11 protein-coding genes and 1 riboswitch are annotated in these 11,857 nt (G+C 72.6%); of the genes, 4 read left to right on the top strand and 7 right to left on the bottom strand.

The genetic code is table 11. The features are described 5' to 3' along the window. Positions 1 to 59 precede the first annotated feature (59 nt). The 4 genes from QMF80_RS00055 (at position 60) to QMF80_RS00040 (ending at position 4,625) form a co-directional block, all read left to right on the top strand. Positions 60 to 557, top strand: a complete 498-nt coding sequence (locus QMF80_RS00055) for a GNAT family N-acetyltransferase (RefSeq protein ID WP_283448369.1) — start codon at positions 60 to 62, stop codon at positions 555 to 557. A 51-nt stretch (positions 558 to 608) separates the two neighbouring features. Then, positions 609 to 740, top strand: a riboswitch (cobalamin riboswitch). Positions 741 to 905: 165 nt separating this feature from the next. Continuing rightward, a complete protein-coding gene (locus QMF80_RS00050) occupies positions 906 to 3,305 on the top strand; it encodes a ribonucleoside-diphosphate reductase subunit alpha (protein WP_283448368.1) in 2,400 nt (799 codons plus the stop codon). Further along, a complete protein-coding gene (locus QMF80_RS00045) occupies positions 3,305 to 4,336 on the top strand; it encodes a ribonucleotide-diphosphate reductase subunit beta (RefSeq protein WP_283448367.1) in 1,032 nt (343 codons plus the stop codon). Before QMF80_RS00050 ends, QMF80_RS00045 begins: the two co-directional genes overlap by 1 nt. A gap of 166 nt (positions 4,337 to 4,502) precedes the next feature. Further along, the gene (locus QMF80_RS00040; protein ID WP_283448366.1) at positions 4,503 to 4,625 is read left to right on the top strand and encodes a hypothetical protein; all 123 of its coding nucleotides are present in this window, start codon (positions 4,503 to 4,505) and stop codon (positions 4,623 to 4,625) included. Positions 4,626 to 4,714: 89 nt separating this feature from the next. Here the strand turns inward: QMF80_RS00040 and def are convergent, their stop codons facing one another. From def to QMF80_RS00005, 7 genes are all read right to left on the bottom strand, one after another. After that, the gene (def, locus tag QMF80_RS00035) at positions 4,715 to 5,350 is read right to left on the bottom strand and encodes a peptide deformylase (RefSeq protein WP_283448811.1); all 636 of its coding nucleotides are present in this window, start codon (positions 5,348 to 5,350) and stop codon (positions 4,715 to 4,717) included. A gap of 57 nt (positions 5,351 to 5,407) precedes the next feature. Continuing rightward, a complete protein-coding gene (locus QMF80_RS00030) occupies positions 5,408 to 6,394 on the bottom strand; it encodes a tetratricopeptide repeat protein (RefSeq protein WP_283448365.1) in 987 nt (328 codons plus the stop codon). A 102-nt stretch (positions 6,395 to 6,496) separates the two neighbouring features. Beyond that, positions 6,497 to 7,834, bottom strand: a complete 1,338-nt coding sequence (locus tag QMF80_RS00025; protein WP_283448364.1) for an HD-GYP domain-containing protein — start codon at positions 7,832 to 7,834, stop codon at positions 6,497 to 6,499. Next, positions 7,831 to 9,387, bottom strand: a complete 1,557-nt coding sequence (locus QMF80_RS00020; protein ID WP_283448363.1) for an HD-GYP domain-containing protein — start codon at positions 9,385 to 9,387, stop codon at positions 7,831 to 7,833. The genes QMF80_RS00025 and QMF80_RS00020 overlap by 4 nt, the downstream gene beginning before the upstream one ends. 268 nt (positions 9,388 to 9,655) lie before the next feature. After that, positions 9,656 to 9,967, bottom strand: coding sequence for a mycothiol system anti-sigma-R factor (gene rsrA, locus QMF80_RS00015; protein WP_283448361.1), 312 nt, complete (start codon positions 9,965 to 9,967; stop codon positions 9,656 to 9,658). Then, entirely contained in the window at positions 9,964 to 10,608 is a 645-nt protein-coding gene (locus QMF80_RS00010) for a sigma-70 family RNA polymerase sigma factor (protein WP_030709911.1), read from the bottom strand. Before QMF80_RS00010 ends, rsrA begins: the two co-directional genes overlap by 4 nt. Before the next feature lie 349 nt (positions 10,609 to 10,957). Continuing rightward, on the bottom strand, positions 10,958 to 11,617 hold the full coding sequence (locus tag QMF80_RS00005) for an alpha/beta hydrolase family protein (RefSeq protein ID WP_283448358.1): 660 nt from the start codon (positions 11,615 to 11,617) through the stop codon (positions 10,958 to 10,960). Between the last annotated feature and the right edge of the window lie 240 nt (positions 11,618 to 11,857).

The raw sequence follows: 11,857 nt of genomic DNA, 5'->3' as shown, positions 1-11,857 counted from the left end.
TTCCCCCGCGGGGGTTAACCGGGGCGGCCTTCTCCGTCCCCCTGTCGCACACTCGTCCCATGGACATAGTCATCCGGGCGGCACTGCCCGCCGAGTACGACGAGCTGGGCGACCTCACGGCTCAGGCCTATCTCGACGACGGGCTGTTGAGCTTCGAGCACAACGAGTTCTACCTGGCCGTGCTGCGCGATGTCGCGGGGCGGGCCGCCGACGGGGAGGTGCTCGTCGCCGATCACGACGGGCGGGTGCTCGGCGGAGTGACCTTCGCCGCACCCGGCAGCCCACTGGCCGATATCGCCGCGCCGCACGAAGCGGAATTCCGGATGCTGGCGGTCTCCCGCGACGCGCGCGGGCGGGGCGCGGGCGAGGCGCTCGTACGGGCCTGCATGGCCCGCGCACGGGCCCTGGAGGGGGTCACCCACCTGGTCCTGTCCACCCAGGCGGCCATGCTGGGGGCCCACCGGATCTACCAGCGGCTCGGATTCATCCGGACCCCGGAGCGGGACTGGGCCCCGGTCCCGGCCGTCCCTTTGCTCACGTATCGCGCGGAGTTGTAGCCGCGCCGACACAACATGTGGGGGGTCGTTCATCGGGCGGCCCCCACATGTATGCTCGTGCTCGCTGTCGCCGCAGGGGAATCCGGTGCGAATCCGGAACTGTCCCGCAACGGTATGAACTGCACCCAATCACCCATTGGTGCTGCCGCAAGTCCGAGGACCTGCCGACAGTGCGCCCAGGCCGACCGGCCCGGACGCCGATACGTCCGGGCCTCGCGGTTGGGCCGGTGGACGCCATGTGGTGCCGCGTGCCTGCCCTGCCCGGGTCCGCACGTCCGTACGCCCGCACGGCAGCCACCTCGCCCCGCCTCCGAGCCATCCGGAGCCGAGCGAGGGAGAGCCCCCCACGTGACCATCGCGCCTGCCGCACCGCGCGCCGAGTCCGCCCAGCCCGAGGCCACCGAGGGTCCTGGCGCCGCGCTGCTGCGCACCCTCACCGACCTCACCGCCGACCTGGCCGACACCGACCCCGGCCGGGTCGCCGCCGCCGCGCTGCGGGGCCGCAGCTCCGTCGCCGACGAGGCCGAGCTGCGCGGGCTGGCCACCGAGGCGGCCGCGGGCCTGATCTCGGAGGACCCGGCGTACTCCCGGCTCGCCGCCCGGCTGCTGACGCTGACCATCGCCGACGAGGCCGCGGGCCAGGGAGCCACCTCCTTCGCGGCCTCCGTCGCGGTCGGCCACCGCGAGGGCCTGATCGCGGACCGTACGGCCGAGTTCGTCACGACGCACGCCGCCCGGCTGGACGCGCTGGTCGAACACGCGATCACCGAGGGCGCCGACGACCGCTTCGGCTTCTTCGGCCTGCGCACCCTGCACAGCCGCTACCTGCTGCGCCACCCCATCACCCGTCAGGTCGTGGAGACCCCGCAGTACTTCATGCTGCGCGTGGCCTGCGGTCTGGCCGAGAACGACGGCATCCCGGCCGTCGAGGAAGTGGCCTCGCTCTACCGGCTGATGAGCCGCCTCGACTACCTGCCGTCCTCCCCCACGCTCTTCAACTCCGGCACCCGGCACCCGCAGATGTCCTCGTGCTACCTGCTGGACTCCCCGCTCGACGAGCTGGACTCGATCTACGACCGCTACCACCAGGTCGCGCGCCTGTCGAAGCACGCGGGCGGCATCGGCCTGTCGTACTCCCGCATCCGCGCCCGCGGTTCCCTGATCCGCGGCACCAACGGGCACTCCAACGGCATCGTGCCGTTCCTCAAGACCCTGGACGCGTCCGTCGCCGCCGTGAACCAGGGCGGCCGCCGCAAGGGCGCCGCCGCCGTCTACCTGGAGACCTGGCACGCGGACATCGAGGAGTTCCTGGAGCTGCGCGACAACACCGGTGAGGACCAGCGCCGTACGCACAACCTGAACCTCGCCCACTGGGTGCCGGACGAGTTCATGCGCCGCGTGAACGCCGACGCCGACTGGTCGCTGTTCTCCCCGGCCGACGTGCCCGAACTGGTCGACCTGTGGGGCGACGAGTTCGACGCCGCCTACCGCGCGGCCGAGGGGTCGGGCCTGGCCCGCAAGAGCATGCCCGCCCGCGACCTCTACGGCCGGATGATGCGCACCCTCGCGCAGACCGGCCAGGGCTGGATGACGTTCAAGGACGCCTCCAACCGCACGGCGAACCAGACCGCGGAGCCGGGCCGGGTCGTGCACTCCTCGAACCTGTGCACCGAGATCCTGGAGGTCACCGACGACGACGAGACCGCCGTCTGCAACCTCGGCTCGGTCAACCTCGGCGCGTTCGTGCTCGCAGGAGCCGGCGACGGGCAGGAAGTGATGGACTGGGAGCGGCTGGACGAGACCGTCCGCACCGCCGTGACCTTCCTCGACCGCGTGGTCGACATCAACTTCTACCCGACCGAGCAGGCGGGCCGCTCCAACGCCCGCTGGCGGCCGGTGGGCCTGGGTGCGATGGGCCTCCAGGACGTCTTCTTCCAGCTGCGGCTGCCCTTCGACTCCGCCGAGGCCAAGGCCCTGTCGACGAAGATCGCCGAGCGGATCATGCTCGCGGCGTACGAGGCCTCCGCGGACCTGGCCGAGCGCCACGGGCCGGTCCCGGCCTGGTCGCAGACCCGCACCGCGCGCGGCGTGCTGCACCCGGACCACTACGCGGACGCCACGCAGCACTGGCCGGAGCGCTGGAACGCGCTGCGCGCCCGGATCGCCGAGACCGGCATGCGCAACTCGCTGCTCCTCGCGATCGCCCCGACGGCCACGATCGCCTCGATCGCGGGCGTGTACGAGTGCATCGAGCCGCAGGTCTCCAACCTCTTCAAGCGCGAGACCCTCAGCGGTGAGTTCCTCCAGGTCAACGCCTACCTCGTGGCCGAGCTGAAGAAGCTCGGCGTGTGGGACGCGCAGACCCGCGAGGCGCTGCGCGACGCCAGCGGCTCGGTGCAGGGCTTCGGCTGGATCCCGGCCGAGGTCCGCGAGCTGTACCGCACGGCGTGGGAGATCCCGCAGCGCGGTCTGATCGACATGGCGGCGGCCCGTACGCCGTACCTCGACCAGTCGCAGTCGCTGAACCTGTTCCTGGAGACGCCGACCATCGGGAAGCTGTCCTCGATGTACGCGTACGCCTGGAAGCAGGGCCTGAAGACCACGTACTACCTGCGTTCGCGCCCCGCGACGAAGATCGCCCGCGCCGCGCAGGCCGCCACCCCGGTGGCGCTCCCGCAGGCCGACGCCGACGCCGAGGCGCTCGCCTGCTCCCTTGAGAACCCCGAGTCCTGCGAGGCCTGCCAGTAATGAGCTCGACCACCACGAAGGCCGCGGCCAAGAAGAACCTGCTCGACCCGGGCTTCGAACTGACCCTGCGTCCCATGCGCTACCCGGACTTCTACGAGCGCTACCGGGACGCGATCAAGAACACCTGGACCGTCGAGGAGGTCGACCTCCACTCGGACGTCGCCGACCTGGCGAAACTGACGCCCGGTGAGCAGCACATGATCGGCCGCCTGGTCGCGTTCTTCGCGACGGGTGATTCGATCGTCTCGAACAACCTCGTGCTGACCCTGTACAAGCACATCAACTCGCCCGAGGCGCGCCTGTACCTCTCGCGCCAGCTGTTCGAGGAGGCCGTGCACGTCCAGTTCTACTTGACGCTGCTCGACACCTACCTCCCGAACCCGGACGACCGCGCGGCGGCCTTCGACGCGGTCGAGGAGATCCCCTCGATCCGCGAGAAGGCGCAGTTCTGCTTCAAGTGGATCAACGAGGTCGAGAAGCTGGACCGGCTGGAGACGCAGGCCGACCGCCGCCGCTTCCTGCTGAACCTGATCTGCTTCGCGGCGTGCATCGAGGGCCTGTTCTTCTACGGCGCCTTCGCCTACGTGTACTGGTTCCGCTCGCGGGGTCTGCTGCACGGTCTGGCGACCGGCACCAACTGGGTGTTCCGCGACGAGACCATGCACATGAACTTCGCCTTCGAGGTCGTGGACACGGTCCGCAAGGAGGAGCCGGAGCTGTTCGACGACGCGCTCCAGCAGCAGGTCGTCGACATGCTGAAGGAGGCCGTCGAGGCGGAGCTGCAGTTCGGCCGTGACCTGTGCGGTGACGGTCTGCCGGGCATGAACACCGAGTCGATGCGCGAGTACCTGGAGTGCGTCGCGGACCAGCGCCTGGTCCGTCTCGGGTTCGCGCCGGTGTACGGCTCGCAGAACCCGTTCTCCTTCATGGAGCTGCAGGGCGTCCAGGAGCTGACGAACTTCTTCGAGCGCCGCCCGTCGGCGTACCAGGTCGCGGTCGAAGGCACCGTCGACCTGGACGAGGACTTCTAGGCACACGATCCGACGGGAACACGCCGTACGGCTGGAAACAGCCTGTCGTTTGGCTCGATCCTCCACCGTTCGTCAATGCGCGCTGACGTACGGTGGGGGCCACCCGGCCCGAACCAGCCCGCACGGCGTCCCGGCCCGGACCTCACAGCCATCCACAGGGGTTCCCATGTCTCGTACGCTCCGCACGCTCGCGGCCGTCGCGTTCGCCGCCCTGATGCTCGGCGGTACGGCGGCCACCGCCTCCGCCACCGACACCGGCTGGACGATCATCGGCCCCGCGCGACCCTGATCCGGGCCGCACGCCGACCCGGTCCCGCACACGCAAGGCCCCGCTCCTCGTCCTGGAGCGGGGCCTTGCGTGCACGGCGTACGGCCGTGCTACGCGTTGGGGACCGTCTCGTAGCGCGGGGTGCCCTCTTCCATCTGACGCAGCGCGTCCTTGCGGTCGCGCTTGGACAGCCGGTCGATGTACAGGTACCCGTACAGGTGGTCGGTCTCGTGCTGGAGGCAGCGCGCGAAGTAGCCGGTGCCGCGCACCTTGATCGGGTTGCCCTGGGCGTCCTGTCCCTCGACCTCGGCGTGGTCCGGGCGGGCGAGCGCGGCGTAGGCCGTGGGGACCGACAGGCAGCCCTCGTTCGAGTCGTCCAGCACCCGTGAGGCGGCGGGCAGCTCGACCAGCTTGGGGTTGATCACCACGCCGGTGTGCCGGTTGCCGTCGTCGTCCGGGCAGTCGTAGACGAAGACCTTGGCGTCCACGCCGATCTGGTTCGCGGCCAGGCCCACGCCCTCGGCGGCCTTCTGGCTGGCGAACATGTCGTCGATCAGCCGCGCCAGCTCGTCGCCGAACTCGGTGACGTCCTTGCACTCGCGGTGCAGGACCGGGTTGCCGACCACGGTGATGGGGCGGGCGGTGCCGCGCTCGCGGTGGGCCAGCTCACGCTCCGCACAGTCCTCGGTGTCCACGACGTATCCGTCGTTCCCGGTCTCGACGACCTCGTTCTCCTGCTGCGCCATGTCCGCCGTACGCCTTCCGTAAGTCACCGATGTGCCGGTACAGCCTACGGCCCACTGTCAGCAGACTTCTTCGAGATCCCGCCACTCACGGCTGTCCGGGCTGTCCGCGACCCATCCGTCGAGCAGTCCGCGCACCAGTCCGGGGGGCGCCGCGATCCCGCACTCGCGTTCGGGCACCCACAGCGAACCGGACCCGGTCGTACGGTGGCCCAGCGGGCCGGGGTGACCGGGCTCGCTGTGGTCGTGCGGATCCAGCTGGTCGCCGTCGCCCTCACCGCTCGGCATCGCGCTCTCCGAGCAGGTCCGGCACAGCAGCCGCACCGAGGAGGACCAGTCCTCGGCGGCGAAGCCCGCGTCGGAGGCCAGCTGCTCCAAGGCGTCCCGGTCGGCCTCGGTGGCCGCCTCCAGCAGCACCACCCAGGTCGGCACCGGTGAGGGCGCCCACAGCTCGATCTCGTCGAACACCGGGTACGAGGGTCCGGCCGAGGTCACGCGTTCGCCGTGCGGCACGCCGTCGTGCAGGACCACCTCGCCCCAGCGCCGCCCCGAGGAGGGCAGCGGGATCGAGAGGACCTCCATCCGGGCCGGGTCCAGCCTGCGGCCCCACACCACCTCGGCCTCGCCCTCGGGCGACAGCCGGACGGCCGCGCTGCCCAGCTCCATGCCGACGGGCTCACCGGATCCGGTGGCCTCGCCCGGCACCTTGAGCCCGTACGCCTGCCAGGCCCGGCGGGCCAGCGGCCAGTCCTGCAGGGCCGTGGCGGCGATGCCCACGTTCCACCAGTCGGGGGCGCCGGACTCGCGGTCCAGCAGGGCCACGGCGCGCAGCCCGGCGGACCGCGCCTGCTCCCAGTCGTGCCGGAACTTGTGCAGCAGGGCGAGGTTGAACCAGGACTCGGACAGCCAGGGCTCCAGGTCCGCGGCTCTGGTGAGCAGCGCGCCCGCGTCCTCGTACCGACCGTCGCCGATCAGCGTGAACGCGCGGTCGGTGGCCTGCCGCCACGAGGCGGAGGGCCGATGCCGTACCTTCCCGAAGATCCTCACGATTCCCGCCTGCCGGTCCAACGATGCAACAGTGCAGCCTTGCGGACACTCTCACTTCGCATCCAACCATGCCCACGGATCCGGCCGCTCATTACCCATGGGTTATCCAGGTCGGCCCGGTACAACTCTGGCACGTCCTGCGCGCCCGCGCCCATCCCGTTTCGGCCGCTCCAGGCGCGCACCGTCCCGCCTCGACGCGCTGCGCCGCAGAACCCGCGCGAGGCACTCGACGACCTCGGGGTGGTGGTCGTGCCCGGTGCCCAGGCGCAGCTGCTCCAGGGCGGCCAGGGAGCCGCCCGGGTGACGGGTTCCGCCCACCAGGTCGTCGTAGGCGTTGGCGGTCCGCACGATGCGCGCCAGGACCGGCTGGTCGCGGTAGGGGTCGGCCTGGCGTTCGACGACCACCGCGACCGCGGCGGACACCCCGCTGCGGCGGGCGACCTCGCCGCCCAGCCCGGCGATCCGGCGGGCCTCGGCGGCGGGCAGCGCGGCGGTGGCCCCGGCCGGGACCGGGTCGACCAGGGACAGCTGCCCGATGTCGTGCATCAGCGCGGCGTACTCCAGCACGGTCAGCTCCCGGTCCGAGAGCCCCAGCTCGCGGCCGACGGCGCAGCTCAGGGCGGCGACCCGGCGGGCGTGCCCGGGGCGGGTGTACCCGGCGATCTCGGTGGCCCGGGCCAGGGAGGTGATCGTCTGCCGGTAGGTGGTGCGGACCGCGCCGATCCGGCGGAAGGACATCTGGGTGAGGAGCAGCGGCACGCTGAACACGGGCAGCGCCCACAGCCCGGCGACCGCGACCCCCAGCGCCATCACCACGCCGGTCGCGCAGATCGCCGAGCCGATGCCGGGCAGGGCGCGCAGTTCGGCGCGCAGCAGCGGCCCGTACGGCCATCCGGTGCGCGGGCCGGCGAGCGCGGCGGCGAGCACCGCGTCGCACAGGGCGGTGAGGCCGAGCAGCAGGAGCAGGAAGAGCACGAGATACGGGCCCTGGCCGACGCGCTCCTCCAGCCGGCCGGAGTTGTAGAGCGGCTGGAAGCACGCGGCGGCGAAGCCGACGGAGAGCACCCGGCGGGCCAGGTGGTCGGCGGCGGGCCCGCGGCCCCTGGCGACGTGCGGGACGGTTCCGGCGAGGGCGGACGCGACGACGACGGCGACGATCTGGAGCACCCCGTGGTGCGTGGGCTGCCCGGCGTTCTGGCCGAGCAGGGCGTAGGCGAGGGCGCCCGCGGAGCCCAGGGGCGCGGGGTGGCGGTCCTCGTGCCGGGGGTCCGAGGAGGGGGCGCGCAGATCGCGGCGGGCGAGTTCCCCGACGGTGATGAGGATCCCGAAGCAGAGGGCGGTCCCGGGTTCGGTGACCCCCTGCCACAGGGTGTGCCCGAGGGCGAGCAGGGTCAGGGCCGCGGCCGCCGCGCGCACGGCCCAGGCGCCCCCGGGCCTCATCCGGAGCCCCCGGGCCCGGTGGCGCCGCCGCCCGCGTCGGTGCGCGTACGGGCCGCCCCGCCCTGGGCGCTCTGCGCGGGCAGCCCGGGCAGCACGGGCGGGCCGGGTGCGGGGCCGGGGGCGGCCGGCGCGGGCGGGCCGGAGCCGGGGGCCGGGGGCGGGGTCTGCCGGGGTCCGGCCGTCCGCGGGATCACCTGGAGGTCCTCGTCCGAGGTGACCACGGGGTGCCAGCCGTGCCGGCCGATCGCGCGGACCAGGGCGAGCACCATGTCCGGGTCGAACTGGGCCCCGGCGCACCGCTCCAGCTCGCCCAGCGCGGTCGGCACCGGCCGGGCCCGGCTGTAGGAGCGGGTCGAGGTCATCGCGTCGAAGGCGTCGGCGACCGCCACCACCCGGGCCAGGACCGGGATCTGCTCGCCGGTCAGCCCGTGCGGATAGCCGGAGCCGTCCACCCGCTCGTGGTGGTGCAGGATCGCGGCCCGGGCCTCGCCGAGGAAGCCGATGCCGCGGACCATCTCGTGCCCGTACTCGGGGTGGAGTTCGATGGTCCGCCGCTCCTCCGGGGTCAGCGGGCCGTCCTTGCGCAGCAGCCGGGTGGGCACGCCGATCTTGCCGACGTCGTGCAGGATCCCGGCGATCCGGACCACCTCCAGGCGGTCCCCGGCCATGCCCAGTTCGCGGGCGATCATCGCGGAGGCCTGGCCGACGCGCTCGCTGTGACCGCGTGTGTAGCGGTCCTTGATGTCCACCGCGTGCACGAGGGCCCGGATGGTGTCCCGGTGCGCCGCGCGTTCGCGGTGGTACTGGGCGAAGACCCAGCAGGAGATGTACATCGGGAGCAGCACCAGCAGCGCGGCGGCCAGGCCGTAGGGGCTGCGCCACATGACCGCCATCATCAGCCCCGCCAGGCCGTGCACGCAGTGCGGGGCGAGGCCGGGAATCCCCCCGGAGGAGGCCTGGGAGAGGGTCGGCAGCCCGTGCCGGGCGGCGGCGGTCCGCCGTTCGGCGGTGGCCAGGACCCCGGCGTCGAGGGCGGTGAGCACCAGGCAGAAGACGACGGCCGCGACGGCCGCCGGAAGCACGGCGTACGGGAACCGCGCCATCCCGCCGGAATCCGCGCCGCCGACCGGCCCGAGCACGGAGCCCCCGGCTCCGCCGAGTGCGCCCGGGCCGCCCAGCAGCCCGTACGCCTGCCCCGCGGCCCAGGCGCCGATCGCCTGCTGCGCCCCGTGCCACACCCGGCGCACCAGGACGGGCCGCTGGACGACCGTCCCGGCCAGCGCGCCGGGCGCCGCCACCAGCGCGGCGGCGGAGGGCGGCAGCAGGTACACCGCGGCGAGGACGACGGGGAAGAAGGAGCCGATCCCCTCGGGGACCCGGTCGCCGAGGCGCGGGCAGATCTTCACCAGCTCGCACAGGAGGTAGAGGCCGCCGAGCGTCGCGACGGCCGCCCAGGGGGTGCCGGGGCCGGTCAGCGCGGGAGCGGCGCAGGCGAGGGCCGCGAGGACTGCGCAGAGGATGTAGACGCGCGCCCCCGGCGGAAGTGCCCGCATGGCGCTCTCCTCCCCGTGGCGTCAAGGCCGGGCACCGGAGCGGACCGGTACCGGAAGGGGAGAATAGGTGGGGCCCCGCGCGCAGCGGGGCACATTCCCGCGTTGGGCCGTCCGGGCACCCCCGGATTAGCACCTTCGGGTGAACGAAGTCGCTTTCCGGGGGCGGCCGTTCGACAGCCGGCGGCCGAGGCGGCCGACGGACGGCGGAAGAACGGCCGGCGGGCGGCCGGAGGCCGCGGGAGAACGGCCGGAGACGGCGGAAGGACGGTCAGCCGGTGGCCGGAGTCGCCGGTCCCGCGGTCACGTCGTGATCGGGTACGGCCTGCCCGGAACGGATCAGTTCGATCCGGCCCATCACCTTCGAGCGCAGGTCCTGCGGCACGTCGTCCGACCCGCAGCAGCGCTTCACCAGCTTCTTCACGGCCTGTTCCAGGCCGTACTTCTCCAGGCAGGGGTTGCACTCGCCGAAGTGCGTCTCGAACTTCGTGCAGTCACTGTCGGGCATCTCGCGGTCCAGGAACTCGTACAAGTGGTCCAGGACCTCAGAGCACTCCGTCTCGTGCGGATCTCCGCAGCTCATGAGCCCGAGCCTTTCCGGTCGTTCGACTCTCCCGCGCCCGCGGGAACCAGCCCGCGCTCGCGGGCGTAGTCCTCCAGCATTCCGCGGAGTTGGCGGCGTCCACGGTGCAGTCGCGACATGACCGTACCGATGGGCGTACCCATGATGTCCGCGATCTCCTTGTACGCAAAGCCCTCTACGTCGGCGAGGTACACCGCGATGCGGAACTCCTCCGGAATGGCCTGGAGCGCTTCCTTCACGTCCGAATCGGGCAGGTGGTCGAGCGCCTGCGACTCGGCGGAACGCAGTCCCGTCGACATGTGCGACTCGGCACGCGCCAGCTGCCAGTCCTCGATCTCCTCCGCGGCGCTGCGCTGGGGTTCGCGCTGCTTCTTGCGGTAGGAGTTGATGAAGGTGTTCGTCAGGATGCGATAGAGCCACGCCTTGAGGTTGGTGCCCTCGCGGAACTGGTGGAAGGACGCGTACGCCTTCGCATACGTCTCCTGGACCAGGTCCTCGGCGTCGGCCGGATTGCGCGTCATGCGCAGCGCGGCCGAATACATCTGGTCGAGGTAGCCGAGGGCGTCCCGCTCGAAACGCGCGTTGCGCTCCGGGGTCGTCTCCTCCGCGTGGCCTTCGTCGGTCCCAGCGACAGGACCCACCTCCTCCGACTGCGTGGCGGCTCCGAAAGCGGACCCGCTCGAATCGGAGAATAGTCGACCTTCCCGGCCATCCGCCGCCCGAAGGGCGCCGTGCCTGGACCCGGGCAGCACCGTCCACTCCAGGCCACTGGCGGCCTGCGGACGGTTCTGACTGATGACCTGGGTCATGCGCTCCCTCTCCCTCGGCGAGATCTCGTACGTTCCGACATCCCGCTCAACAGCGCCGCCGGGGCCCGGCATTCCCCGGCGCCCGGGCAGTTTCCCCACGGCGGCCTACGGACCGGACGGGAGGTACGTCACACCGCCCGGAATGTGTCAGGTCACCCCCGGCCCGCCCTCCGTACGGGCCTCAGAGCGGCAGATCCAGGAGCCAGTCCGCGACCGAACCGGTGATCACCGCGAGGGCCTCCTCCTGGGTGGTGTCCGCCCGTTTCGGGACCGCGAAGCCGTGATCGCCGTATGCCACTTCCACCAGGCGGTACGTGTCCCCCGCGCCCGGAACCGGGAATTCCGAGGGGTTCCCGAAGGGGTCCCGGCCGCCCTGTACCACCAGTGTCGGCCGCCCCGCCCCGGTCAGCTCCGCCAGCCGGGTCTTCTCGGGCCTGCCCGGCGGGTGCAGCGGGAAGGCCAGCGCGAGCACCCCGGCGGCCCCCAGCCCGGCGGCGGTCCGGCAGGCCACCCTGGCCCCCGCGCTGCGCCCGCCGGCGACCACCGGAAGGCCCTGCTCCGCCAGCGCGGGCCACAGGGCCCGCCAGCCCGTGTCCAGCGCCTTGGGCGCGGCGGCCACCTTCTTCCCGGCCACCCGCCAGGGCTGCTCCACCAGGGCGACGGAGATCCCGCGCGGCGGCAGGGCGGCGGCGAGCGCGACCAGGTCCCGGGCCTCGATCCCGCCGCCCGCGCCGTGGCTCACGGCGAGCACGAGGCGGGGCCGCGCCGTTCCGTGCCAGGTGATCCGGGCCTCGCCCGCCGGGGTCTCTACGCTCTGGAGGTGCCGCGTCCGCGTGGTCATGCCCCCATCCTGCGCGAAGGGGACCCCCCGGGACGGCCCGCAACGGCACGCCTCGCGGGACGACGCCACTCGACGACGCGGCGAACCTTGCCTGACGCGGCACTAGAGCGGCACTAGGGCGTGTTTCGAAAGTGGCGCCGGGCGCCCGAAGGGCGCGGCTCGCGGCATCTGGTGCCGTGCATCGCAAGGCGGAGGATCGCCCGCCTACTGGACGTAATCGGGCGTTCCGACAACGCGGCG

The sequence above is a fragment of the Streptomyces sp. G-G2 genome (assembly GCF_030063135.1).
Taxonomy (GTDB): Bacteria; Actinomycetota; Actinomycetes; order Streptomycetales; family Streptomycetaceae; genus Streptomyces.
This window is presented reverse-complemented; position numbering and strand designations above follow the sequence as displayed.